Annotated in this window: 21 protein-coding genes; 5 read left to right on the top strand and 16 right to left on the bottom strand. The window is 61.8% G+C overall.

What is annotated here, in order from left to right; translation table 11 throughout:
* Positions 1–105: 105 nt before the first annotated feature.
* Entirely contained in the window at positions 106–447 is a 342-nt protein-coding gene (locus MRY75_RS07935; RefSeq protein WP_292306717.1) for a cupin domain-containing protein, read from the top strand.
* A 23-nt stretch (positions 448–470) separates the two neighbouring features.
* Positions 471–1592 carry a serine/threonine protein kinase gene (locus MRY75_RS07930; protein ID WP_292306715.1) on the top strand — a complete coding sequence of 374 codons (1122 nt, stop codon included), beginning with the start codon at positions 471–473 and terminating at the stop codon, positions 1590–1592.
* Positions 1593–1665: 73 nt separating this feature from the next.
* Here MRY75_RS07930 and MRY75_RS07925 read toward each other — a convergent pair whose 3' ends face one another.
* The 6 genes from MRY75_RS07925 to MRY75_RS07900 all read right to left on the bottom strand — a co-directional run bounded on the left by MRY75_RS07925 (position 1666) and on the right by MRY75_RS07900 (position 7836).
* A complete protein-coding gene (locus tag MRY75_RS07925) occupies positions 1666–2658 on the bottom strand; it encodes a nuclear transport factor 2 family protein (protein WP_292306714.1) in 993 nt (330 codons plus the stop codon).
* Between the two features lie 72 nt (positions 2659–2730).
* Positions 2731–4059, bottom strand: a complete 1329-nt coding sequence (gene glnT / locus MRY75_RS07920; protein ID WP_292306712.1) for a type III glutamate--ammonia ligase — start codon at positions 4057–4059, stop codon at positions 2731–2733.
* A gap of 72 nt (positions 4060–4131) precedes the next feature.
* Positions 4132–5475 carry an FMN-binding glutamate synthase family protein gene (locus MRY75_RS07915; protein ID WP_292306710.1) on the bottom strand — a complete coding sequence of 448 codons (1344 nt, stop codon included), beginning with the start codon at positions 5473–5475 and terminating at the stop codon, positions 4132–4134.
* 11 nt (positions 5476–5486) lie between these two features.
* Positions 5487–6164, bottom strand: coding sequence for a GXGXG domain-containing protein (locus MRY75_RS07910; RefSeq protein ID WP_292306708.1), 678 nt, complete (start codon positions 6162–6164; stop codon positions 5487–5489).
* Between the two features lies 1 nt (position 6165).
* The gene (locus MRY75_RS07905; RefSeq protein ID WP_292306707.1) at positions 6166–7095 is read right to left on the bottom strand and encodes a glutamine amidotransferase family protein; all 930 of its coding nucleotides are present in this window, start codon (positions 7093–7095) and stop codon (positions 6166–6168) included.
* A gap of 120 nt (positions 7096–7215) precedes the next feature.
* The gene (locus MRY75_RS07900; RefSeq protein WP_292306705.1) at positions 7216–7836 is read right to left on the bottom strand and encodes an XRE family transcriptional regulator; all 621 of its coding nucleotides are present in this window, start codon (positions 7834–7836) and stop codon (positions 7216–7218) included.
* A gap of 365 nt (positions 7837–8201) precedes the next feature.
* Between MRY75_RS07900 and MRY75_RS07895 the strand changes: the two genes are divergently transcribed.
* A complete protein-coding gene (locus tag MRY75_RS07895; protein ID WP_292306704.1) occupies positions 8202–9911 on the top strand; it encodes a sensor histidine kinase in 1710 nt (569 codons plus the stop codon).
* Between the two features lie 68 nt (positions 9912–9979).
* Here the strand turns inward: MRY75_RS07895 and MRY75_RS07890 are convergent, their stop codons facing one another.
* From MRY75_RS07890 to MRY75_RS07855, 8 genes are all read right to left on the bottom strand, one after another.
* Positions 9980–10132, bottom strand: coding sequence for a hypothetical protein (locus MRY75_RS07890; protein WP_292306702.1), 153 nt, complete (start codon positions 10130–10132; stop codon positions 9980–9982).
* A gap of 59 nt (positions 10133–10191) precedes the next feature.
* Positions 10192–10848: a TrkA family potassium uptake protein gene (locus tag MRY75_RS07885; RefSeq protein ID WP_292306700.1), complete on the bottom strand. Its 657-nt coding sequence runs from the start codon at positions 10846–10848 to the stop codon at positions 10192–10194.
* Between the two features lie 3 nt (positions 10849–10851).
* Entirely contained in the window at positions 10852–12321 is a 1470-nt protein-coding gene (locus tag MRY75_RS07880) for a potassium transporter TrkG (RefSeq protein WP_292306698.1), read from the bottom strand.
* Between the two features lie 73 nt (positions 12322–12394).
* Positions 12395–12958 (bottom strand): sarcosine oxidase subunit gamma, encoded by a 564-nt coding sequence (locus MRY75_RS07875; RefSeq protein WP_292306696.1) that lies wholly within the window; start codon positions 12956–12958, stop codon positions 12395–12397.
* Positions 12951–15905 carry a sarcosine oxidase subunit alpha family protein gene (locus tag MRY75_RS07870; RefSeq protein ID WP_292306693.1) on the bottom strand — a complete coding sequence of 985 codons (2955 nt, stop codon included), beginning with the start codon at positions 15903–15905 and terminating at the stop codon, positions 12951–12953. Before MRY75_RS07870 ends, MRY75_RS07875 begins: the two co-directional genes overlap by 8 nt.
* Positions 15902–16189 carry a sarcosine oxidase subunit delta gene (locus MRY75_RS07865; RefSeq protein ID WP_292306691.1) on the bottom strand — a complete coding sequence of 96 codons (288 nt, stop codon included), beginning with the start codon at positions 16187–16189 and terminating at the stop codon, positions 15902–15904. The genes MRY75_RS07870 and MRY75_RS07865 overlap by 4 nt, the downstream gene beginning before the upstream one ends.
* Positions 16189–17439, bottom strand: a complete 1251-nt coding sequence (locus tag MRY75_RS07860) for a sarcosine oxidase subunit beta family protein (protein ID WP_292306689.1) — start codon at positions 17437–17439, stop codon at positions 16189–16191. Before MRY75_RS07860 ends, MRY75_RS07865 begins: the two co-directional genes overlap by 1 nt.
* Before the next feature lie 124 nt (positions 17440–17563).
* On the bottom strand, positions 17564–18361 hold the full coding sequence (locus MRY75_RS07855; protein ID WP_292306687.1) for an alpha/beta hydrolase: 798 nt from the start codon (positions 18359–18361) through the stop codon (positions 17564–17566).
* Between the two features lie 82 nt (positions 18362–18443).
* Here MRY75_RS07855 and MRY75_RS07850 point away from each other — a divergent pair, with 82 nt between their 5' ends.
* Positions 18444–19919, top strand: coding sequence for an NAD-dependent succinate-semialdehyde dehydrogenase (locus MRY75_RS07850; protein WP_292306685.1), 1476 nt, complete (start codon positions 18444–18446; stop codon positions 19917–19919).
* A 62-nt stretch (positions 19920–19981) separates the two neighbouring features.
* Here the strand turns inward: MRY75_RS07850 and MRY75_RS07845 are convergent, their stop codons facing one another.
* Positions 19982–20302, bottom strand: a complete 321-nt coding sequence (locus tag MRY75_RS07845; protein WP_292306684.1) for a hypothetical protein — start codon at positions 20300–20302, stop codon at positions 19982–19984.
* A 199-nt stretch (positions 20303–20501) separates the two neighbouring features.
* Here MRY75_RS07845 and MRY75_RS07840 point away from each other — a divergent pair, with 199 nt between their 5' ends.
* On the top strand, positions 20502–22670 hold the full coding sequence (locus MRY75_RS07840; RefSeq protein WP_292306682.1) for an esterase-like activity of phytase family protein: 2169 nt from the start codon (positions 20502–20504) through the stop codon (positions 22668–22670).
* A 68-nt stretch (positions 22671–22738) separates the two neighbouring features.
* Here MRY75_RS07840 and MRY75_RS07835 read toward each other — a convergent pair whose 3' ends face one another.
* Entirely contained in the window at positions 22739–23206 is a 468-nt protein-coding gene (locus tag MRY75_RS07835; protein ID WP_292306681.1) for an Hsp20 family protein, read from the bottom strand.
* Between the last annotated feature and the right edge of the window lie 10 nt (positions 23207–23216).

Below are 23216 nucleotides of genomic sequence, written 5' to 3'. Positions count from 1 at the left end.
AAAAACCCGAAAGGCGTCCCTCTGCGACGCCTTTCGTCGTCTTTGGGCTTGCCGCTGTGCCAAGCCTCGCGCATCCCTAGCGCAATCATATACCGGGAGCCTGACATGTCCGATCTGTTCCTGCGCGTCCTGACATCGGTCGAACCCGAAGAAGACGCGCCACCCGCCGACCGTGTGATTTCGGGCACGCCCAGATTCACGACATGGAACCACGAAGACCGCGACGGTCTTTACTGTGGCATCTGGGAATCCACACCCGGCCACTGGCGCATCTCGTATGATGAATGGGAATTCTGCCACATCCTCTCCGGCCATTCGATCATCACCGATGCCAATGGCACCGAATACGAGCTGAAGGCGGGTGACAGCTTCATCCTGCGCCCGGGCTTTTCCGGGTCATGGAAGGTCATCGAAACTACCCGCAAGGAATACGTGATCCGGACGTAACCCCCCAATCAAGGAAGAACCGAATGAATTGGTCGCCCGACAAGACCCAGGTCAAAAGCTGGAACGAATGGGACACGCTGCGCCACGTGATCGTGGGCCGCGCCGACGATTGCCATATCCCGCCGGAAGAACCCGCGCTGGATGCGAAGGTGCCCGAGGACAGCGACATGCGCGGCCAGTGGGGCCGCCGTCCGCAGGAAACCATCGACCGCGCGAACGAGCTCTTGGACAACTTCGCCGACATGCTGCGCAAGCGCGGGGTTCGGGTGGATCGCCCGACGCCGACGGATTTCTCAAAGCCCGTGACAACCCCGGATTTCCACACAGACAGCCAGTTCGGCTGCATGCCGCCGCGCGATGTGCTGCTGACCGTGGGGCACGAGATCCTCGAGGCGACGATGTCCTATCGCTGCCGCTGGTTCGAATACCTCTGCTATCGCCCGCTGATGCAGCAATATTGGGAAGAAGACGTGAGTTTCCGTCACGAAGCAGCGCCCAAACCGCGCCTGACGGATGCGGATTATCACGCCGATTACCTGTCCGAGAAGATCGGCATCGAAAAGCGCCTCAAGTGGACGGCCGAGAAGTTCTTTGTCACCACTGAGGAAGAACCTCTCTTCGACGCCGCCGACGTGCTGCGCTTTGGCAAGGACCTGATCGTGCAGCACGGATTCACCACGAACCTCAAGGGCATCGAATGGCTGCGCCGTCACTTCCCCGACCATCGCGTCCGCGCGGTGAATTTCCCGGGTGACCCGTACCCGATCCATATCGACGCGACCTTCACACCGCTGCGTCCCGGTCTGATCCTGAACAACCCGAACCGCCGGTTGCCTGAGGAACAGAGGGAATACTTCAAGAAGAACGATTGGGAAATCGTCGACGCGGCCCAGCCCGCGCACAACACGCCGCCGCCGCTGTGCTATTCGTCCACATGGTTGTCGATGAACGTGCTGGTGCTTGACCCCAAGACGGTTTGCGTCGAGGCGTCCGAAGTCTACCAGATGGAGCAGATGGACAAGCTGGGGATGGAAGTGATCCCGGTCGATCTGCGCGACGCCTATGCGTTCGGCGGCGGCCTGCATTGCTGTACGGCGGATGTCTACCGGGATGGCGAGTGCGAGGATTATTTCCCGGTCCAGTAAGGCTGGGTGCCACGTGTTTTCGAAAACACGTGGCACGACATTCCGAAATGTCGTGCCGCCCCCACCCGTACGGTCAGCCTATCCGAACCGTACGGTCGAGCAAATCCACACCCTGCTGCGCCCAGAGGTGCAGCAGGTCGATGAAGATCCAGTTCTCGGCCAGTTTGTCCCCCTCGCGGCGGTAGAAATCGATCACCCGGAATTCCACGCGTTTCCCGGTGGCAGGCATCCCCATGAATCCACCGGTGAATTCGGCGGTGAAGTTGGGCCAGCCGAAGAACCCGCCGAAATGCCCCTCGGCCATCCGGCAGAGGTGACCGGTTTTTGACCGATTGGTAAAACTTTTGCGAAACGGTGCGGAATGCTGTTCGGCATATCGCGGGATGGTGTAGGTGGCTCCGATCCCGGCGGCCCCCCACCAGATCATATCCTCGTGCCAGGTGCGGCGGAGTTCTTCCTCCAAGGGCAGGCCAAGGTTCCAGTCGCCCAGATCGCCCACCATCGCGTTGATGGCGTGCAGGGTCGCGACGCCTTCGGCTTCGGGCGCGTCGTGGTAAAGCAGCCCGTCATGTGTGATCGGCCCCGGCTGCACCAGATGCGCGCCGGTCTGCGGACCGAAGGGGTTTTGCCCGGCCTGCATCATCAGATGGGGCAGGTCGAAATACATCACCTCTTCGGTGATCCGGCCGCCCTCGACCTTATGGAATGCGCTAAAGCGCAGCATGGCGATCTTGCGGGTGGGGCGGATGCCCCAGAGCGGCTGGTCGAACAGGCCCATCAGATGCCCCATCGACGCGACCCAGATTGCACCGTCTTCGGCCATGTGGTTGCGCCCGGCGAAGAAGAGGTCGGTGCGGCGTTGCAGAGAGGTCAGCGCGGTCTTGATCGGCGTCCAGAACTGCGTCGCCACAGCCTCGGGTCCGGTCAGGAGGCCGACGGGATGATAGCCGCGCCAGATCAGGTCGGGGTGGCAGAACCGCGCCACCACGCTGGCGCTGTCTTCGGTCCCCGACAAAGCGGCATAGTAGTCGCGGACAAGCTGTTTTTCGGAGTGGAAGCCGGGCATGGCGGGCCTTTTTGCAATCGTATGCATTCACCCTGCACAATGCCCGAATTCAGCGTTTCGGCAAGCTGAAAGTCAGATGTCGAGCGTGTTGTCTTTCTCCCACTGGGTGAAGTGCGACACGTAGGAATTCCATTCCTGCCGCTTGAGGTTCAGGAACGCAGTGGAGAACTCATCCCCCATCGCCGCTTTCAAGTCCTTGTCCTTGTCATAGGCGCGCAGCGCGTCGAGCATGTTGAGCGGAAGCTGCGGTGCGCCGCGCACTTTGTGGCCTTCGGCATACATGTCGATGTCGTAGCGCTTGCCCGGATCGGCCTTGGAGCGGATGCCAGACAGGCCCGCCGCGATGATCACCGCCTGCAAGAGATAGGGGTTCGCCGCGCCATCTGCCAAACGCAGCTCGAACCGGCCGGGGCCGGGGACGCGCACCATGTGGGTGCGGTTGTTGCCGGTCCATGTGACGGTGTTGGGCGCCCATGTGGCCCCCGAGATGGTGCGCGGCGCGTTGATGCGCTTGTAACTGTTTACCGTCGGGTTGGTGATCGCGGCCAGCGCACTGGCGTGTTTCATGATGCCGCCCAAGAAATGCTTGCCGCGTTCCGACAGCCCCACCTCTCCGGTCGGGCCGTCGCCGTCCCCGGCAAAGACGTTGGTCTTCGCCTTGTCGCCGGGCGCGTCCCAGACCGAGACATGGACGTGACAGCCATTGCCCGTCAGCCCTTCGATCGGCTTGGGCATGAAGGTCGCGCGGAAGCCGTGTTTTTCGGCCACCGATTTGACCATGAACTTGAAGAAGGAATGTTTGTCGGCGGTGCTCAGCACATCGTCGAATTCCCAGTTCATCTCGAACTGGCCATTCGCGTCTTCGTGGTCGTTCTGGTAGGGGCCCCAGCCCAGATTGAGCATGTAGTCGCAAATCTCGCGCACCACGTCATAGCGGCGCATAACGGCTTGTTGATCGTAGCAGGGTTTTTCGGCCGTATCGAAGGGATCGCTGATCTGGGTGCCTTCGGGAGTGAGCAGGAAGAACTCGGCCTCGACTCCGGTCTTGACATGCAGGCCTTCGTCCGCCGCTTCGGCAATCAGACGGCGCAGCACGTTGCGCGGGGCCTGGGCGACCTCTTCGCCCTCCATCACGCAGGTGGATGCGACCCAGGCGACGTCTGGCTTCCAAGGCAGTTGGATGACCGAGGACGGGTCTGGAACGGCCAGCATATCGGGGTGCGCGGGCGTCATGTCGAGCCATGTGGCAAAGCCCGCAAAGCCGGCGCCGTCTTGCTGCATGTCGGCAATCGCCTGCGCCGGGACCAGTTTGGCGCGTTGGCCGCCAAAGAGGTCGGTGAAGGAAATCATGAAATATTTGACGCCCTTGTCTGCGGCGAATTTGGCGAGATCCGTGGTCATGCGATCTGTTCCCCGTTGTCTGTTTCTGAATTGAAAAAGGCGCAGCATCGGGGCCGCGCCTTTGGGTGTGTTCTAGAATGTCGTGCCGGGCTTGCCGGGCCACCAATCGGTTCCTGCAAGCGGCACCTTGGCCATCGCCGCCGCCTCCATCGTCAGGGCGCACAGATCCTCGGGCTCGAGGTTGTGGAGCTTGTTCTTGCCGCAGGCCCGCGCGATGGTCTGCGCCTCGAGCGTCATCACCTTGAGGTAGTTGCGCAGGCGACGCCCGCCTTCGACCGGGTCAAGGCGCGCGGCGAGGTCCGGGTTCTGGGTGCTGATGCCTGCCGGATCGTTGCCTTCGTGCCAGTCGTCATAGGCCCCGGCGGTGGTGCCAAGCTTCTGGTACTCGGCTTCCCATTTCGGGTCGTTGTCGCCCAGCGCGATCAGGGCAGCGGTGCCGATGGACACGGCATCCGCGCCAAGTGCCATACATTTGGCAACGTCAGCCCCGGTGCGGATGCCGCCCGACACGATCAGTTGCACCTCGCGGTGCATGCCAAGGTCTTCAAGCGCGCGGACCGCTTCGCGGATACAAGCCAGCGTCGGCATGCCGACATGTTCAATGAACACGTCCTGAGTGGCGGCGGTGCCGCCCTGCATCCCGTCGATCACCACCACATCGGCGCCTGCCTTGACCGCCAGCGTTGTGTCGAAATAGGGGCGCGCGCCGCCGACCTTGATGTAGATCGGTACTCTCCAGCCGGTGATTTCCCGAAGTTCAAGGATCTTGATCTCGAGGTCATCCGGCCCGGTCCAGTCGGGGTGACGGCAGGCGGACCGCTGGTCGATGCCTTTGGGCAGGTTGCGCATCTGGGCAACGCGGTCGGTGATCTTCTGACCCAGCAGCATGCCCCCACCGCCGGGCTTTGCGCCCTGACCGACGACAACCTCGATGGCGTCCGCCTTGCGCAGGTCGTCGGGGTTCATGCCGTAGCGCGAGGGCAGGTATTGGTAGACCAGCGTCTTGGAGTGCCCGCGTTCCTCGGGAGTCATTCCGCCATCGCCGGTGGTGGTGGATGTTCCGGCAAGCGTCGCGCCGCGGCCAAGCGCCTCTTTGGCGGCGCCGGACAGCGCGCCGAAGGACATGCCTGCGATGGTGATCGGAATGTCGAGTTTGATCGGGTTTTTCGCGTAGCGCGTGCCGAGGGTGACAGATGTGTCGCACGCCTCGCGGTAGCCTTCGAGCGGGTAACGCGAGATTGACGCGCCAAGGAAGAGCAGGTCGTCGAAATGGGGCACCTTGCGCTTTGCCCCACCGCCGCGAATGTCGTAGATGCCGGTCGCCGCAGCGCGCCGGATTTCGGCGTTGACCGGGTTGGAGAAGGTGGCGGATTGGATCGGAACGGTGCGCGGGGCGCTGCTGTGGTCGTCTTTCATCGGTCCGGCCCTCAATACGCGTTGTCGATGTTGAAGTTGTAAAGCTGTCGGGCCGAGCCGTAGCGCTTGAACTCTTCTGGTTTGGCGTCACAGCCGCCGCGTTCCAGCAGGTCGGCCAAGAGCGCGATATGTTCGGGGCGCATTTCCTTTTCGATGCAGTCCGCGCCCAGCGATTTGACCGAGCCGCGCACGAAGAGTCGCGCCTCGTAGATCGAGTCGCCCAGCGCATCGCCCGCATCGCCACAAACCACCAGATTGCCCGACTGCGCCATGAAGGCGGACATGTGGCCGACATTGCCATGCACGATGATGTCGATGCCCTTCATCGAAATCCCGCAGCGGGACGAGGCGTTTCCCTTGATGATGAGCGTGCCGCCATGGCCAGTGGCCCCTGCATACTGAGAGGCATCGCCGTCGATGATGACCGTGCCCGACATCATGTTTTCCGCAACACCTGGCCCGACCGATCCGTTGACGGTGATTGTGGCTTGTTTGTTCATCCCGGCGCAGTAGTAGCCGGTCGAGCCTTTCACCGTGACCTCGATAGGGGCATCAAGCCCGACCGCGATGGCGTGGCTGCCCTTGGGGTTCACGATTTCCCATGCGGTCTGGTTGGTCGCCTCGGCCTGCGCCTGAAGCGTGGCGTTCAGGTCGCGCAGGGGGGTGGTGGCCATGTCGATGGTCTGCATCTCAGGCGGCCTTTTCGGTTGGGGTTGAGGTGTGATCGTGGCTCCAGAAATAGACGGTCGCGGGTTCCGGTTCCCAAACGCGGGCGTCTTCGATGCCCGGCAGGCTGACCAGCGCGCGATATTCGCTGCCGAAGGCCACGTATTGATCGGTTTCGGCCATCACGGCGGGTTTGCAGGCGATGGGGTCACGGACCACACCGAACCCATCCTTTGTGCCGACAAGGAAGGTGAAGAAGCCATCGAGATCGTTCAGCGAGCTTTCCAGCGCCTCGCCCAAAGTGGCACCGTTCTGCATGCGCCATGTGAGGTAGGCCGCGCCGACCTCTGTGTCGTTCTCGGTTTCGATGTGGATTCCCTCGCGCTGCAGCTTGCGGCGCAGACGGTTGTGGTTGGACAGCGATCCATTGTGGACAAGGCACTGGTCCGGCCCGGTGTTGAACGGGTGCGCGCCCATTGTCGTCACCATGGACTCGGTTGCCATGCGTGTGTGGCCGATGCCGTGGGTGCCGGACATGGACCGCAGGTCGAACCGCGCGGCAACGTCTTTGGGCAGTCCGACCTCTTTGTAGATTTCCACCGTGTCGCCCGAAGACATCACGCGGATGTTCGGGTTCACCGTGCCAAGGGCCGCGCGTGCGGCGGTCAGTTGACCGCGCGGGATATGCAGCACCGCATGCGTGTCTTTGCGGCGCAGATGCACCGGGCTGCCAAGAGCGGCGCCAAGATCGGCTTCGAGCGTGGCGAAGTCCTGATCTGGGGTGTCGGATTGCACCGTCAGCTTGGAGATATTGGGGTTTTCCTCGCCATAGATGGCAATCCCCGCGCTGTCGGGGCCGCGATCTGTCATGGTGATCAGCATGTCGGTCAGCATCGACCCAAGCTGCGGTTCAAGCGAACGATCCTTGAGGAATAATCCGACGATTCCACACATCCCGCGTTCCTTCTGGTTTGTCGGGGTTCAAGACGATGGCACTGGATAGCACCGCCTGTGAAAGCCGACAACAAGAGGAATGAAATATTCCCCTCAGGAATATCGCGAGTGCCTAATTTTTCAGCTTTGGGCGTAGCTGATGATCGACAGATACCGGGCGGGCAGTTCCACAAGCGTTTCCGGCCCATGCGGCGCGTCGGCCTCGAAGAACAGGGTGTCACCGGGGCGCAGCGGATAGATCCTCGATCCGTGCCGATAATCGACCGCGCCTTCGAGCATGAAGATCGTCTCGATCCCGTCATGCTGGAACGTCTGAAACGTGTCGGATTCCGAGGTCAGCACGATCAGGTACGGCTCCACGATCACGCCACTGGTGTTGGCACCGATATGGCCCAGAAGGTTGTATTGATGCCCGGCGCGCGTGCCTTCGCGTTCGATGGTGACGCCTTGCCCCGCGGGCGTGTGAACGACTTCGCGCTTTTCCTCGAACCCGCGAAAGAACGCGGTCAGCGGCACAGAGAGCGCATTGGCGAGCGTCTGCAACGTGGTCAGCGACGGGGATGTGTTGCCGTTTTCGATCTTGGACAGCATGCCAACCGAGATGTCGGTCTGTTTCGACAGGTCCGCCACGGTCAGCTTCTGCTGCTTGCGGAACGACCGCACGGCACGCCCGATGGCGACCTCAAGCACCTTTTCCTGATTGCCGGACGTGCGATGCGGATTCTGCGTGAGTTTGGCCAAGGATCACCCCGTGATCGTCCAAGTGTCGACACATGTGTTAGAGAGACTGACGTCGGATGACCAGTCTGACAGCGATTGTGGCATTTTCCACCCATCTGCGGGACAATCCCGTTTTTTAACGGAAATTCCGGAAATCATGCCCATCTGATAGGAACCACTCGGCCTGTGAGGCGTTCGCCTCCGGGAACAAACACACAGCACTCGGGCGGACTTGACATGCCATGGACCTTGCACACGGCGATCACGGGACCAACCGGGCACCCCGGAGGCCTTTGGCACCGGGATGTTGACAGCCTTGCGGTGACATAATCTGCATGTCAGCACCTGACCCTGATACCGCAGTCTCGGACAGTCGAGAGAGCGTGGTGAAATCTCTTCGCCAGCGGCTTGTCGTGCGGATTGCCTTTCTGCTGTCTCTGGCGCTGCTGCCGATTGGTCTCGTGGCGATGGGTCAAAGCTGGCGCGCCCTGCACATCACGAACGAAAATATCGAAGCGTCCATTCATGCCCGTACCAGCCAGTTGGTCGAACCCGAGCGGCGCGCCCTGTTTACCAAGATCGGCACCGCTCAGACATTGGCCGACTCGCTGGGAGCCGCCAATCTGAGCATCGAGGACTGCACCGTCATCATGCAGAGGGTCCGCGCAACCGATCCGAGACTGGCCTTCGCCGGGTTGCTCGAAGCCGGTTCCGTGTCGCGGTGCAACAGCATGGGCCGCACCTTCGATTTTCTGCCCGACCAACGTTCGGAAGAACTGTTCGCCAATCCTCAACCCTATATCACCTTCAATCCGCAGGGGTCCGCATCGGACCTTCCGGTGATCATCGTGGCCTATCCGTCATTTGCGCCGGATGACACGCTCAAGGGTTTTGTGACCATCTCGTTCGAAACGACACCGCTTCTCCAGTCCGACTCGGCCACGGGAAAGAACGGTGATGTCGCGCTCGTGGCCTTCAACAAGTTCGGTGACACTCTGTCGAGCTTTACGCCGGAAGGACCTCTTGAGGATTACCTGCCCGAGGGATTGGCGCTGGAGGGGTTCGTGGACCGTGCCGGCAGCTTTTTTACCGCCACTGCACGGTCCGGAGAGACCCGTCTGATTTCTGTCGTTCCCATTCTGCCCGGCGAGGTCTACGCACTTGGCAGCTGGGGGCGGGCCGCGCTCCAACGGACCAGTGCACCGTGGTTCACGATTTCGACGCTTCTGTTTCCGTTTCTGATGTGGCTGGTCGGGATCATCGTCGCGGTGATCTCGCTCAACCGCCTTGTTCTGCGCCATATCAGTGATCTTGGCCGCAGGATGCGCCGGTTCGCCACCTATCGGGATGTCGAAACTTCCAAGCGGATCGACGATGCGCCAAGCGAGATTCAGACGATCAACGGCACGTTCGAGGCGATGGCTGACCAGCTTTTGCGGGATGAGGCCGACCTCGAAAACGCGGTGTTCGAGCGCGAAGTGCTGCTCAAAGAGGTCCATCACCGGGTCAAGAACAACCTTCAGCTCATCTCGTCGATCATCAACATGCAGGTCCGCCAGGTGGCCAGCCCCGAAGCCGTCGCCGCCTTGCGCCAGTTTCAGGATCGGGTCACGAGCCTCGCGTCGGTGCACCGAGCCCTGTACCAGGAACCGTCCCTGACGCGTATCCGTTTTGATGTGCTGCTTGGGGATCTCGTGGCGCAGGTCAACGCGGTGGGCTCTGCCGATCAGGGGCCTGTGGAGATCGAACTGGATCTCGATCCCGTGACGCTCTTGCCCGACCAGACCAGCCCGCTTGCCATGGTCACGACGGAAGCGCTTTCGAACGCGTTCAAATACGGTGGTCCTGGGCCGGATGGCACGTTCTGGCTCAAGGTGCATCTCAAGGAAACGACCACAGAAGATCGCACCAGCGTCCGTTTGACGATCGAGAACAGCGTGGATCCCGATGCCCGGACCGAGGTCGGAACGGGGCTTGGCAAGCGCCTCATCCTTGCCTTTGCGAGCCAGTTGGACGGCGAGTTGACCCAGATCGATGAAGATGATCGGCACGGCGTCACGATTACCTTCGACTACCAGCCATTCTCGCCGGACTAGCATGCGCAAGAAAAAAGCGCCCCGGACTGTCGGAGCGCTTTCTTGCATTCAGGTCTGGAATTCGCCGCTCAGGAGTTGGGCGCGTCCTCGGCAAGGCGCGATTTTGGCGCGTGCGGGTCTTCGAGTTTCTGTTCGGTCCGATGTTTGCTGACCAGCGCGAACACGATGAACGCGAGCATGGTCATGAGGGCCAGAAGCGGTACAAGAAATTCTGCTGTCATGGGTGTCTCCTTTCACCCGCCCAACGCCTGTTCCGGCAGACCGTTCCAAAGCGGAAATCTCACGTTCCTGTCACGTCGAAAAGCGCGTTCAGGACCTCCAGCCGCGACCGTTCCACGGCAAAGAGCAGACAGTCCTGTGACGACAGCTCATGGTCATTCGACAAGAGGCTTTCGCTTTCGCCCCTGATGACTGCAATGCCGCGAACACCGTCCGGCAGGTCGATCTCGCCGAAAGGAGTGCCCTCAAGCCGTTCGGGCACCATGATCCGCTTGAGGCTCAGCTCGTTCTGCAGCACCGCTTCCTGATCCAGCGCGGTCTTGTCCTCGAGCGCGTCGGCAATGCTTTCGGCGACGGTTGCATGCGGGTTGATCACGTCATGCAGTTCCAGCTGACGACAGACATTGACCAGCTGAGATGACACGATCTGCGGGATCACGCGGCCAAAGCCGATGGACCGCGCAACAAGAGCCGCAAGAATGTTGTCTTCGGAGGCGTTCGTCACAGCGACAAAGGCATCCTTTTCGTCGCGATAGGTGTCCTCAAGCACCGAAGGCATGGTGCCGTCGCCTTCGATCATGCCGCAATCCAGTCGCTCGGACAGCTTTTCCAGCCGGTCGCGATCCTTGTCGATCAGAACGACCTCGTGGTTTTCCTCGATCAGTTTCTCGGCAATGGCAGCGCCGAACCGCGACGCCCCCAGAATGACCACACGCATCGGTCAGCTCCTTTTCAGCCAGGTGGACGGGGCCAGCAGCACCAGCACCGCGATGAATTCCAGTCGGCCCAGCCACATCGCGAAGGTCAGGGTCACGATCAGGTCAGGCGGCAGATCGGCATTCACGATGCCGCTCGACAGACCGACGGTGGACAGGGTCGAGATGATGTCGAAGAGGGCGGGAAGCGCCGGTAGACCATGGGCAAGGCATTGCAGCCACAGCAGGATCATCGTCACGGAATACAGCATCAACAGCGCCAGAAGGCTGATCAGCGCATCCGGATCGACCTTCTTGCCATTCTCCATCAGTGGATTGACTGCCCGCTTTGGCAGACGCACGTCGCGCATCGCATGAATCACGGTCCGCAACAGGATCCCGAAGCGGGCAATCTTGAACCCGCCCGACGTTGAACCGACATCGCCCCCCAGCAGCATGGCCAGCAGGAAGATGATCAGGGCTGGTCCATAAGCCGGCATCGGTCCGGTGGAAAAGCCGGCGGTTGTCATTCCTGAAATCAGGTTGGACATCTCGGCGTAGATCGTCGCTGGCGAGGAAATCCCGGTCGCCAGCAGGATCACCGCATAGGCTGCGCAGAGAGACACGAGCGCGGTCATCACGCGTCGGATCGATCCCAGCCACCAGGCTTCGGTGAATTTCTTCTGTCCGATCAGGACGAAGGTCAGCAAGGACACAGACCCCAGAACGCAGGTCAGCATCACGATGCCCTGACCCGCCGCGCTGTAGGAAGCGAGGCTGTCCGGGCGAGGTGCGAAGCCCGCTGTCGATATGGCCGACAGCGTCAGGGCCAGACCTTCGCGCCAGTCCGGAATGATCAGCATGGTGGGCAGAGCCATCATGACGGTCAGACCAAGGTACACCGTCAGCAACTGCCGCGCCTGCACACGGGTCGATGCGATCCGATCCCCCTGGTCGATGCCGGCCCGTCCCAGTCTCTGGGCCGGAACACCTGCCGGGATGAGCAGGGCCAGAACTGCCGTTGCCATGACAAGCCCGCCGCACCATTGCAGCCAGGCGCGCAGGAAATGCGCTGCAAAAGGCCAATCCTGCGTTCCGCTCGCCACCGAATGCCCGGTTGTCGTGACACCGCTCATCGACTCGAAAAAGGCCGCGTGAAACGGCATGCCGAGCGTCAGCAAGGCAGGAACGGCCAGCAAGGCACCGATCAGCAGGATCAGGGCAACGGTCACGATGGCTTCGATCCGCCTCAGGTCCTCGGGGAGCGCGATGCGATAGGTTGCGGCAAAGATCGCCATCGCGCAGCAAGACGGCACAGCCAGAGCGATCAGCATCGCCCAGGCGTGCTCGATCGCGGCCCAGATGGCGGGCGGTGCGCAGAGGATCACGAAGATCAGGGCGTGCTTTGCAATGGTGAGTCCAACAACCCGTGGCCGGGCACGCTGGGCTAGGCTGTCGGCGCCAGAGGCAAAGGCCGACGCTGGCCGAATGGGCATGATGTTTTCCGAAACGCACCGTTGTTCCTGTTCGGGACGGGAACGCGATACGTTGGAAAAGGTTCCGCCGTGGCTACAGCGCGGATTTCATCGCCGTCAACAGCGCATGGTGCAAAGACCCGGCGGACGAGCGCCCGCCAAGGATCGTCAGCGCATCCGGCGCGCTGCGCAGAACATAGACCCCCATGTAGTGGATCACGCTGCGTGCGGCGGCCCCCACCGGCATCTTTTCGATGTCGATATTGGCGCAAAGCTGCATCACCTGTTCGATGCCGTCTCCCTGCATGTCGAACCACACCCAGGCGTCGGTCTGTTCGGTGATCGACGCGCTGGTGCCGAAGCGCTGGATCAACTGCGCGGCAAGGTCTTCGTGTGTGGCGACGGGGGCGATGACCATCCACTGATCCGGCCCCATCCAGAAGGCCGAGATCGGGTCCGACCGTACCCAGGCCCCCACGCCCGGCGCATCTGCGCCCAGCAGCGTGCCAAGGTGATCGGCGCAGGCGGTTTCCTGTCCCAGTCGCGCAGCGACAGAGGCGAGCGCGTGACCGGGGGTCTCGGTCAGGGTGACACCTGCCACCTGATCGGTGTGCGGTTCTGCGCCGCCAAGGGCGCACAGGGGGGCCAGATCATGCACGGAGCCGCTCTCCTTCCGGGTCAAAGAAATGCGGGCTGACTACCTCGACCTCGTGATCGACGCCGGTCAGCGGGCTGACAAGGCGGATGGTTTCTCCGATCCGCGAGTCGCCGGACTTCAGGAAGCCAAGCGCGATGTGGCAGCCAAGGTTCGGGGAGTAGCAGGCCGAGGTCACATAGCCCTGATCGTTGGACGCTGTGACCTTGTCGCCCTTGGTCATCAGATGCGCGCCTGCGGGCACCTTGTGCTCGGGGTTTACCGGCTTCAGCCCCACCAGTTTCAGCGCGTCGGGTTCATTCAGGCCCGGACGTTCCGACAGTTTCGATCCGATGGAGTCCTTGGCCTTGGATACCATCCGGCCCATGCCAAGGTTCAGCGCCGTGGTCGTGCCGTTCAACTCGTTGCCGGTCACGTGGCCTTTCTCGATGCGCATGACATTCAGCGCTTCAAGGCCGTAGGGGACCACGTCGAATTCTTCGCCGGCCTGCATCAACCGCCGTACCAGCGCGTCGCCATAGCGGGTCGGCACAGCGATTTCATAAGCCAGCTCGCCCGAGAACGAGATGCGGAACAGCCGCGCGCGCAGGCCGCCGCAGATGGTGATTTCCGCGCAGGCCATGAAGGGGAACGCCTCGTTCGACAGGTCCACGCCGTCGTCCACGATCTTTTCCAAAAGCTTGCGGGAATTCGGCCCGGCGACCGAGAATTGTGCCCAGGCTTCGGTGGTCGAGATCAACTGCACGTCCATATCGGGGTATAAACACTGGCGTACGAACTCGAGGTGCCGATAGACCGGAACCGCCTTGGCGGTGGTGGTCGTGACGACGAAATGATCCTCGGCCAGCCGCGCGGCGGTGCCGTCATCCATGACAATCCCGTCCTCGCGCAGCATCAGGCCATAGCGCACCTTGCCGACCGGCAGCTTGGCCATGCCGTTGCAGTAGACTTTGTTGAGGAACTCTGCGGCATCCGCGCCCTGCACGTCGATCTTGCCCAGAGAAGTCACGTCGCAGACGCCCACGGATTTGCTGGTCTGCATCACCTCGCGGTCGCAGCTTTGACGCCAATGGGTTTCGCCCGGTTTCGGGTACCACTGCGCGCGCAGCCAGAGCCCGGCTTCGGTGAAAACCGCGCCTTGCTCCTTGGCCCATGCGTGGCTGGGTGTGAGGCGCGTCGGACGTGTTTCCATGCCCCATGCGCGGCCTGCGAAGACACCCATCGCCGTTGGCGTATAGGGCGGACGAAACATGGTGGTGCCCACTTCGGGGATCGCCTTGCCCGCAACCTCGGCCATGATCGCCAGACCTGCGATGTTCGAGGTCTTTCCCTGATCGGTCGCCATGCCCAGCGTCGTGTAGCGCTTGAGGTGTTCGACCGAGACATAGTTCTCCTGATGCGCCAGCTTGATGTCTTTGGCGGTCACATCGTTCTGCTGGTCCACCCATGCGCGTTTGGCGGTCTTGACGTGCCAGAACGGGGTGATTTTGACCGGAGTGTCTTCGGCCTCGGGCAGGGCAGGGTCGGTGGCCTTGATACCAAGATCGGCAAGGATCGCCTTGGCCCCGTCTGCGCCGGACTGCAGCGCGCCATGGGTGGAAAAGACGCCATCTGCAGCACCCGCAACGGTCATGCCTGGCGGCAGAGTTCCACTGGGGACAAATGCCGCAAGCGCCTCGTTCCAGACGGGCCGACCGCCTTGATGGCAGGTGAGATGCACATTCGGGTTCCAACCGCCAGAGACACCCAGCGCCCCGCACTTGATCCGGCGGATGCCGCCCTTGGGCATCTTCACCTCGATCTGCGTGAGGCCCAGCCGCCCCCATGTCTGGTCGATCACGCCACCTGCGATCACGTCATAGTCCGACGAGGTCGGCGCATCGACGCGGGTGTCGATTACTGAAACGACCTCAACACCTTTCGCCACCAGATCGGAGGCGGTGCGGTGCCCGTCGTCGTTGTTGGTAAAGATCGCCACCTGCTGCGCGGGCGTCGTGGCCCAGCGGTTTGCATAGGCGCGCACGGCGCTGGCCTGCATGATGCCGGGGCGGTCGTTGTTCTCGAACACGATCGGGCGTTCCGTGGCCCCGGCGCAAAGAAGCGCGCGCTTGGAGGTGATGCGCCACAGGATCTGCCGGGGCTTGCCGTCTTCCGGCACCGCAAGGTGATCGCTCACCCGTTCCACCGCGCCGTAGATGCCGTGATCGAACGCGCCGATCACCGTCGTGCGCGGCATCACGCGGACATTCGGCATCGCCTGCAAGCGCGCGACGGTTTCCGCCGCCCAAGCCGCGCCGGTCATGCCGCCGACCGCATAGGTCTCAAGGTTCAGACGACCCCCGATCAGGAAATCCTCGTCACAGAGGATCACCCGCGCGCCGCTTTCGCCAGCAGTCAGCGCCGCCGCCAGACCAGCAGGGCCGCCGCCGATAATCAGCAGATCACAATGCAGGAATCCCTTGTCATAGCCATCCGGGTCATCCTGAAGGCTGAGCGACCCCAGACCGGCGGCGCGGCGGATGATCGGCTCGTACACCTTTTCCCAGAACGCGGCGGGCCACATGAAGGTCTTGTAGTAGAACCCGGCGGCAAAGAAGTTGGACAGAAGGTCGTTTACCTCCATCGCGTCGAATTTCAGCGACGGCCAGCGGTTCTGTGAATTGGCGCGCAGCCCGTCGTAAAGCTCGATGGTTGTCGCCCGCGTGTTGGGTTCCTTCCGCGCGCCTTCGCGCAGTTCGACAATCGCGTTGGGTTCTTCCGACCCGGCGGTCATCGGCCCGCGCGGGCGATGGTACTTGAACGACCGTCCCATCAGCCGCACGCCATTTGCCAGCAAGGCCGAGGCCAGCGTGTCGCCCTTGTGGCCCTTGTAGTACTGGCTGTCGAAGCCGAACGACCATGTTTCGGACCGGTCGATCAGCCCGCCGTCCAAACGGTTCTTCTGGCTCATTTCGACCGCCCCTCTGCCCGGGCCACGTCGCGGGCCAGTTCCACCTGCGTGATCTCATGCGTGACGGTGTTGCGGGTCACCACCAGCCACGAACGGTCCCCTTGTTCGTGATACCAAAGCTCTCGGTGAAGCCCCGCCGGGTTGTCGCGGGTGTGGCCATACTCGATGAACTGGTCCAGCGCATCGTCGGCCTGCCAGTCAGGACGGTTTATCAGGCACGCATCGCCCAGATAGACGAATTCGCTGGAATCGCGGGGGCCCAGAAGCGGATGGTTGATGATCATCAGTGCAGATTGGGCTGATTGCCCATCCCTTTTTCGTCGACCATGTGCCCGGTGTGGAACCGGTCCAGTCGGAATGCTGTGGCGGTTTTGTGCGGTGTGTCGGTGGCCAGAAGATGGGCATAGACAAAGCCCGACGCAGGGGTTGCCTTGAACCCGCCATAGCACCAGCCGCCGTTGAAATAGAGCCCGTCGATATGGGTCTTGTCGATGATCGGCGTGCCATCCATCGACATGTCCATGATCCCGCCCCAGGACCGCAGCAGACGCGCGCGGCCCAGCATCGGGAACATGGCAATCGCCTCTTCCATCACGTCCTCGACCATCGGCAGGTTGCCGCGCTGGGCGTAGGAATTGTAGCCGTCGATATTGCCGCCAAAAACAAGCCCGCCCTTGTCGGACTGACTGCAATAGAAATGCCCCGCGCCAAAGGTGATGACACCGGGCAGCACCGGTTTCAAACCTTCGGACACAAAGGCCTGAAGCACATGGCTTTCGATGGGCAGGCGCATCCCGGCATAGGCCATGACCTTGGACGACGATCCGGCAACGCAGGCGCCGACCTTCTTCGCCCCGATATAGCCACGCGAAGTCTCGACCCCGAGGATTTTGCCGCCTTCGATCCTGAACCCGGTCACTTCGCAATTCTGGATGATGTCCACGCCGCGCTGGTCCGCCGCGCGAGCATAGCCCCACGCCACCGCATCATGCCGCGCGGTGCCTGCACGCGCTTGCAAGAGGCCACCCATGACAGGGAAGCGGGCGTTCTTCACATTGAGGAACGGGTACTTTTCCAATACCTGCTTCTGATCCAGAAGCTGCGCATCCGCGCCGTTCAGGATCATCGCGTTGCCGCGCCGGATATAGGCGTCGCGCTGGGCGTCGGAATGCATCAGGTTGATGATCCCGCGCTGGCTCATCATGGCGTTGTAGTTCAGGTCCTGCTCCAGCCCTTCCCAGAGCTTGAGCGAGAATTCGTAGAACGGCTCGTTCCCGTCGAGCAAGTAGTTCGAGCGGACAATCGTGGTGTTCCGCCCGACATTGCCGCCGCCGATCCAACCCTTTTCCAGCACTGCGATGCTCGCCTGCTTGTATTCCTTGGCAAGGTAATACGCCGTCGCCAAGCCATGCCCGCCGCCACCGATGATGACGTAATCATAGTCGGGTTTGGGGTCAGGGTCGCGCCACGCAGGCCCCCAGCCGCGATGGCCGGTCAGGGCTTCCTTGATGACCCGAAATCCAGAATAGCGCATGTCCATCGACTCCTTCCCGGCGACACTCGCACGGGGTTCAGCACCGCAGCCTGCCTTTTTCAGTCAAATCGAGGTCCGAAAAAGACATTTCGCGTCGGAAGCTCTTTCCGAAATCCGGGAAGTGTCAAGACGGGGTGTCGAGAATTGCCCGCATCAGGGGGCTGTCCGACCGGGTCATGCCATTTATGACGTCAAAATGATGCGTGCCCGCGTCGATGACGATGGGACATCCCCACGCATCGGCAAGCCATTGCGCCTGATCCAGAAAGGCGGGGCGTTCGTCGCTTCCGACCCAGACCGTCACCGGAATGTCCGGTGGGGCCATCGCAACCGGGCTTTCGGCGAGGGCCTGCGCCTCGTCCAGTTTAAAGTCAGCGTTCATCGAAGTGCGCAGCAGCGGGCGCAGATCGGACAGGGGCGAGATCGGCACACATCGGGCAATGCGCGCCCGCACATCCTCGGGCAGAACGCCGGAGTCCAGCATCCGCGCCACCAGATGCCCGCCCGCAGAATGCCCGGCCAGACGGATTGGCCCGGACACCTCGCGCGCGATTACGGAAATGGCGGTGGCCACCTGGCGGGTGATGTCGGAAATCCGCACCCGTGGGCACAGGTCATAGGTCGGCATTGCCACGGCCCAGCCACTGTCCACCGCGCCCTGCGCCAGATGTGACCAGAGTGCCCCTTCGGTCTGCCGCCAGAACCCGCCGTGCACAAACACCACCAGCCCCTTGGGCACGCCATCCGGCAGGAACAGATCGACGATTTCGCGCGTTCCGTGTCCGTACATGACCCCCAGCCTGGCGCGGCCCAGCACCGACATTCTTTGACGATAGGAATCCGCATCCGCCCGCCAGATGGCTGGGAACCCGTCCCCGTTGGGGATATGCTTGCTGTTGGCGTAGGCGTCGTCCAATTCCACGTCACGGCTCCGAAAGATCTGCACTTGTCATTGCATCTAGCAAGTGTTCCACCTTTGTCAGCACTTAATCCGGAGGGACTCCATGCTCGACCAGACAACAAACCTTGCCAGCCTTCTCAAGGATCCATCGCTGCTGGAAACCCGCGCCTATGTCAACGGCGCTTGGATCGACGGGGATGATGGCACCTTCCCGGTGGACAACCCGGCGCGCGGCGACACGATTGCCGAAGTGGCCGACCTGTCCCGCGCCCAGGTGGCCGATGCGATTGCCGCCGCCGAAAAGGCGCAGAAGGAATGGGCCAAGTGGACCGGCAAGGAACGCTCTGCCGTTCTGCGCAAGTGGTTCGACCTGATGATGGAAAACCAGGACGATCTGGCAACAATCCTGACTGCCGAACAGGGCAAGCCACTGGCCGAGGCCAAGGGCGAGATCGCCTATGGCGCATCCTTCATCGAATTCTTCGCCGAAGAGGCCAAGCGCATCTACGGCGAAACCATCCCCGGCCACCAGCGCGATAAGCGCATCATGGTGATGAAGCAGCCCATCGGCGTTGTCGGCTCGATCACACCTTGGAACTTCCCGAACGCGATGATCACCCGCAAGGCGGGTCCGGCGCTGGCTGCCGGGTGCAGCTTTGTCGCGCGTCCCGCGGCGGAAACGCCACTGTCGGCCATTGTTCTGGGTGTGCTGGCCGAACGCGCGGGCATCCCGGCGGGCGTGCTGAACATCGTGCCTTCGTCCTCGGCTTCCGAAGTGGGCAAGGAGATGTGCGAGAACCCGGCAGTGCGCAAGATCACCTTCACCGGCTCCACCGAGGTGGGCCGCATCCTGCTCCGGCAAGCGGCCGATCAGGTGATGAAGTGTTCGATGGAGCTGGGTGGCAACGCGCCCTTCATCGTGTTCGACGATGCCGATCTCGATGCGGCGGTCGACGGCGCGATCATGTGCAAGTTCCGCAACAATGGCCAGACCTGCGTATGTGCGAACCGCATCTACGTGCAGGCCGGTGTCTATGACGCCTTCGCGCAGAAACTGAAGGACAGGGTCTCCAAGATGAAGGTCGGCGACGGGCTTGAGGCGGACACCGATCTTGGCCCGCTGATCAACCCCGAAGCCCTCGACAAGGTGCGCGAGCATATCGCCGATGCCAAATCCAAGGGCGCGCAGGTCATTCTGGGCGACGAGTCCGGCAGCAACGATGGCAATTTCATCGCGCCGACCATCGTGACCGGAGCCACCCGCGACATGGCGTTCTCGACCGAGGAAACCTTCGGCCCGCTCGCCCCGCTCTTCAAGTTCGAGACCGAGGATGACGTGATCGAACTGGCGAATGACACGATCTTCGGTCTGGCAAGCTATTTCTACGCCAAGGATCTCAGCCGCGTGTACAAGGTCGCCGAGGCGCTGGAATACGGCATCGTCGGCGTGAACACCGGCATCATCTCGACCGAGGTGGCCCCGTTCGGTGGCGTCAAACAGTCCGGTCTGGGCCGCGAAGGAAGCCATCACGGCATCGAGGAATTCCTCGAGATGAAATATGTCTGCATGAGCATCTAAGGCATCGTGGCTGACACCTACAGGCCGGGCAGCTGCCCGGCCTTTTTCCTGGGCGAAGACGACTACTCGCAATTCGCTTTCATGGACAAGTGCATGGTGCGCAACTGCTTCTTGACCCGCTGGGGATTTCCCAAACGCGCCAAGGCGGGCATGTTGTCTTTTCCCGTGTACCATGCATCGAAGAGCAGGGCTTTGACATCATTGTCGAGAACAGCGTCGGCGACACGGTAGGTGCACAGACACGCCTTTTGATCCAAACTGCCGCCGCGCCCCTCCGAGATCATTTTGGCACAAATCTGGTTGGCTGACGGACCGGCCCAAGCCGGGGCTGTGCCTATACTTGCCGCTATGGCGACGGCAATCATGTAGATTGAACGGTTCATTGAAATTCCTGGATGTCCCTAAGTTGATGCAACTTGGGGTAGCATCGAATTGCAGCGAAAATGGGTTCGCAATCGTCCGCAACAAAGGCTCGCTGAAGACCCTCATCCATCACAAGTTCACAAAACTGAATCAAATCTGTCATGCCTGTGTCGCGCAGTCGCGGCACCTCCCATGGTGTCAATCCAAGGGGTGATTTCCATGACATATCGTGCGCTGTGCCTGACATCGGCCATAGCTCTGACTGCCTCGGCCGCTGCCGCCGAGATGAATTTCAACCGCATCGCGTCTTTCCCGGTTGTGGCCAACATGGCCGACGGCGAGGACACCGCCCGCGAATCCAGCGCCGAGATCATCTCGGCCAGCGCGGATGGCATGACGCTGGTTTATTCCGACAGCCCGTTGGGCGTGATCGGCATGATCGACGTCACCGATCCGGCGAACCCGCAGCCCAAAGGCAATGTGACGCTTGAAGGCGGTGAGCCGACAGCGGTGTCCGCGCTGGGCAACACGGTTTTTGTTGGTGTGAACACGTCGGAAAGCTACACTGCTCCGTCTGGTCACCTGCTGCATCTCGATATGGCCACCGGGGCCGAGGCCGCGCGCTGCGATCTGGGCGGTCAGCCCGACTCGACCGCGGTCGCACCTGATGCATCCTTCGTTGTCGTCGCCGTTGAAAACGAACGCGACGAGGACGCTGGTGATGGCCGCGTACCGCAGATGCCGGCAGGCCATGTGTCGATCATCCCTCTCGATGCCAACGGCATGATGCAGTGCGACGCCCAGATCCGCGCGAACGTGACCGGCCTTGCCGAGATCGCGCCAGAAGACCCCGAGCCGGAATTCGTTGACGTGAACGCGAATGGCGAAATCGTCGTGACGCTGCAGGAGAACAATCACATCGTGGTTCTGTCCCCTGCTGGAGAGGTGCTCAGCCACTTCTCTGCCGGGACCGTCGATCTTGAAAATGTCGACGCGACCGACGAGCGCGCAGCGCTGCTGTTCACCGAAACTCTGACGAACGTGCCGCGTGAACCCGATGGCATCCAGTGGATCGACACCGATCATTTCGTGACCGCCAACGAAGGCGATATGGATGGCGGGTCGCGCGGGTTCACCGTGTTCCACAAGGACGGCACTCTTGTCTACGAAAGCGGTCCGTCTTTCGAACATGCCGTGGTCCAGATCGGCCACTATCCCGACCGCCGCTCTGACGCCAAAGGTGTGGAGCCGGAAGGCATGGAAGCGGCTGTTTTCGGTGACACGCCCTACGTCTTCCTTCTGGCCGAACGTGCGTCGGTCATCGGTGTCTACGACATGACCGACCCCGCCAACCCGGTGCTCAAGCAACTGCTGCCCTCGGGCATTTCCCCGGAAGGTGCCGTCGCCATTCCCGGCCGCAACCTGCTCGCCACCGCAAACGAATATGACGGTCTCGAAGACGGTGCCGCCCGCGCGCATGTCATGATCTACGAATATCAGGACGCGCCTGCCGCCTATCCGCACATCACCTCTACCGGCATGGACACCCTGACCGGATGGGGCGCGAATTCCGGCATGGTGGCCGACACCGACGGCACGATCTGGGCGGTCAATGACAGCTTCTACGGGTTCCAGCCGACGATTTTCCACATCGACCCGAGCCAGACCCCGGCGCAGATCGTCAAGGCAATCCCTGTCACCCGTGGCGGTCAGCCCGCGCAACTGATGGATATGGAAGGCATCACGCTTGATGGTGAAGGTGGCTTCTGGGTTGCCTCCGAAGGTCGTCTGGATCGCGGTATCCTGCACGCGCTCTATCACATCAACGGTGCTGGCGAGATCGAAACCACCATTCCGGTTCCGTCCGACCTGCTCGCGGTGGAACGCCGGTTCGGGTTCGAAGGCATCACCAAGGTCGGCAACACGCTTTGGATGGCGGTTCAGCGCGAATGGTCCGACGATCCGGCAAACCACGTCAAGCTGGTGGCCTACAACCTCGACACCGAGGAATGGGGTGCCGTGCGCTACGAAAAAGCCGAACCTGCCACCGGTTGGGTTGGTCTTTCGGAAATCACTGCACACGGTGACTACGTCTACATCATCGAACGCGACAACCAGATCGGCGATGCGGCTGTCACCAAGAAGGTCTACCGCGTCGCCCTGTCCGAGATGGTGCCTGCACCTCTGGGGGGCGACCTGCCCGTCGTGGCGAAGGAAGAGGTGGTCGATCTGCTGCCCTACCTGACCTCGACCGGCGGCTATGTCCTCGACAAGGTCGAAGGTCTGGCCATCACCGCCGACGGCACGATGTGGGTGTCCACTGACAATGACGGTGTCGATGACCATTCCGGCGAGACCATGTTCTTCGCCGTTGACGGCAAGTTCTGAATCCCGTCCAAGAAAGCAAAAAAGGCGCGGGACCTCCCGCGCCTTTGACGTTTCGGGTCAGGGAAAGATCAGTTGACGGCTTTCGCGTCAACCACGTCTTTCTCGACCGCATCAGCCTTGGCAATCGCGATCCGGCGCGGTTTCAGCGCTTCGGGGATCTCGCGCTGCAAGTCGATATGCAGCATGCCGTTCTCGTGGCTGGCACCGACGACCCGAACATGGTCGGCCAGATGGAACCGGCGCTGGAAGGCGCGGGTGGCGATGCCTCGGTGCAGGTAGGTGCGGCCTTCATCCTCGTCGACCTTGCGGGCCGAGACATGCAGCGCGCCATCCTTGACCTCGACGGTCAGGTCGTCATCCGAGAAGCCGGCAACGGCAATCGAGATGCGATAGGCATCGTCAGCGGTTTTTTCGATGTTATAGGGCGGGTAGGTCGGTTGGCTGACCTCGGTGGTCAAAACCCGATCCATCAGGTCGGCGATTTGGTCAAAGCCGACAGTTGCGCGGTAAAGCGGTGCGAAATCATATCCTCGCATAGGTCATCCT

The sequence above is a fragment of the Marivita sp. genome (assembly GCF_022763305.1).
GTDB lineage: Bacteria > Pseudomonadota > Alphaproteobacteria > Rhodobacterales > Rhodobacteraceae > Marivita.
The sequence above is the reverse complement of the archived record's forward strand: the minus strand, read 5'-3'. Positions and strand labels throughout refer to the sequence as shown.

What these genes read in the sequence shown, in the direction of transcription:
- MRY75_RS07930 (WP_292306715.1), top strand. Translation starts at nt 471, where the DNA reads ATGAATTGGTCGCCCGACAAGACCCAGGTCAAAAGCTGGAACGAATGG.
- MRY75_RS07905 (WP_292306707.1), bottom strand. Translation starts at nt 7,095, where the DNA reads ATGTGTGGAATCGTCGGATTATTCCTCAAGGATCGTTCGCTTGAACCG.
- MRY75_RS07845 (WP_292306684.1), bottom strand. Translation starts at nt 20,302, where the DNA reads ATGAACCGTTCAATCTACATGATTGCCGTCGCCATAGCGGCAAGTATA.
- MRY75_RS07880 (WP_292306698.1), bottom strand. Translation starts at nt 12,321, where the DNA reads ATGCCCATTCGGCCAGCGTCGGCCTTTGCCTCTGGCGCCGACAGCCTA.
- MRY75_RS07885 (WP_292306700.1), bottom strand. Translation starts at nt 10,848, where the DNA reads ATGCGTGTGGTCATTCTGGGGGCGTCGCGGTTCGGCGCTGCCATTGCC.
- MRY75_RS07835 (WP_292306681.1), bottom strand. Translation starts at nt 23,206, where the DNA reads ATGCGAGGATATGATTTCGCACCGCTTTACCGCGCAACTGTCGGCTTT.
- MRY75_RS07865 (WP_292306691.1), bottom strand. Translation starts at nt 16,189, where the DNA reads ATGATCATCAACCATCCGCTTCTGGGCCCCCGCGATTCCAGCGAATTC.
- MRY75_RS07915 (WP_292306710.1), bottom strand. Translation starts at nt 5,475, where the DNA reads ATGAAAGACGACCACAGCAGCGCCCCGCGCACCGTTCCGATCCAATCC.
- MRY75_RS07860 (WP_292306689.1), bottom strand. Translation starts at nt 17,439, where the DNA reads ATGCGCTATTCTGGATTTCGGGTCATCAAGGAAGCCCTGACCGGCCAT.
- MRY75_RS07870 (WP_292306693.1), bottom strand. Translation starts at nt 15,905, where the DNA reads ATGAGCCAGAAGAACCGTTTGGACGGCGGGCTGATCGACCGGTCCGAA.
- glnT (WP_292306712.1), bottom strand. Translation starts at nt 4,059, where the DNA reads ATGACCACGGATCTCGCCAAATTCGCCGCAGACAAGGGCGTCAAATAT.
- MRY75_RS07935 (WP_292306717.1), top strand. Translation starts at nt 106, where the DNA reads ATGTCCGATCTGTTCCTGCGCGTCCTGACATCGGTCGAACCCGAAGAA.
- MRY75_RS07910 (WP_292306708.1), bottom strand. Translation starts at nt 6,164, where the DNA reads ATGCAGACCATCGACATGGCCACCACCCCCCTGCGCGACCTGAACGCC.
- MRY75_RS07925 (WP_292306714.1), bottom strand. Translation starts at nt 2,658, where the DNA reads ATGCCCGGCTTCCACTCCGAAAAACAGCTTGTCCGCGACTACTATGCC.
- MRY75_RS07850 (WP_292306685.1), top strand. Translation starts at nt 18,444, where the DNA reads ATGCTCGACCAGACAACAAACCTTGCCAGCCTTCTCAAGGATCCATCG.
- MRY75_RS07890 (WP_292306702.1), bottom strand. Translation starts at nt 10,132, where the DNA reads ATGACAGCAGAATTTCTTGTACCGCTTCTGGCCCTCATGACCATGCTC.
- MRY75_RS07840 (WP_292306682.1), top strand. Translation starts at nt 20,502, where the DNA reads ATGACATATCGTGCGCTGTGCCTGACATCGGCCATAGCTCTGACTGCC.